Origin of the sequence: Xenorhabdus sp. SGI240 (assembly GCF_040081915.1) — a bacterium.
Taxonomy (GTDB): Bacteria; Pseudomonadota; Gammaproteobacteria; order Enterobacterales; family Enterobacteriaceae; genus Xenorhabdus; species Xenorhabdus bakwenae.
In genome coordinates, this window is the sequence record NZ_JBEBMB010000050.1 from 1 (window position 1) to 1,076 (window position 1,076).

The 1,076-nt window shown below is 52.0% G+C and carries 1 protein-coding gene; it reads right to left on the bottom strand.

Annotated elements, in window-relative coordinates; genetic code table 11:
* A partial coding sequence (locus tag ABLA76_RS12170; RefSeq protein WP_348988119.1) for an Ig-like domain-containing protein occupies positions 1–1,076 on the bottom strand: 1,076 nt, incomplete at both ends.

Sequence of the window (1,076 nt, forward strand, 5' to 3'; positions counted from 1 at the left end):
CTGCATCGCGCACGTTCACCGTATAAAGGATGTTGTCCTGACCATCGGCAATAGCGGTTGGTTTGTTCGCCTGAAGCGTATGGGTTAGCGAGGCAATAAAGCGAATCGGAGAAGTCATCACCGTTTCACCGCCAACCGCCACTGTCACTTCTGCACTTCCTGATACGTTGCTGGTTAAATCAGCCGTGGCCTGCCCCTTCGCATCAGTCATTAATGAAAATGAGGTGAATTGGCCAAGACTAGTTTGCCAGCCAACAGCCTGATTTGGCACAGGTTGACCACCGGCGTTTTTAACCGTGACAGTCAAGGTCGCCCTCGATTTTCCATCCGCCTTAACGCTGTGTTTATCAACAGTGATTTCGGGTATCAGCACCGCATCAAACTGTACTGAAGGTGCAATGACAACCTCTTCATCCACGGAAACACGTACCGCATGCAGCCCCTGCTGACGACTGCGCAGCACGACCGAGGCCAGCCCCTGCGCATCCGTGTTCTGCCGGGTTTGGGACAATTCTCCCTTGTCACTTGACCAGATAACGGCCTGATTAGGGACAGGAGCGCCTTCCTGATCAGTGACAAGAACGGTATAGAGCACACTGTCATGACCATCGGCTTTAGCCTGTGTTTTATTCGCTGTCACCTGCCATCGCTTTTCGGTCGGCAAACTCACTATCAGGATTTCTGCCCGGTTGGAGCGATTACCCCGGCTGTCGATGGCGATCCCCGAAAGCCGAACGGGGTTTTTCGTGGTTTTTGGCAACCGTAATGTTATTTTATCTGGTTGCTGATAAAGTATTTTTCCGCCTGCCTGCTGTAATTCAGCCGTATCCAGCTCTAAACGTGCCAGCGGATATTTGGACTGGATAACGGGAACAAAGGTCACTTCCTTGCTTTCATACCCATTAATGGATGCGGGGAAAGCCAGTGTTATCAACGTCTGTTTCTGATAATCCAGCACCATATCGCTGCGCCGGTTCACAAAATCCAGCTGACTGGCTCTCAGGCTGCGCAGTGGCGCGACCGCGTTTGGATCAAACTGTTGGCTGAGCGGAACCCCCAACCGATAATTGAGGTTC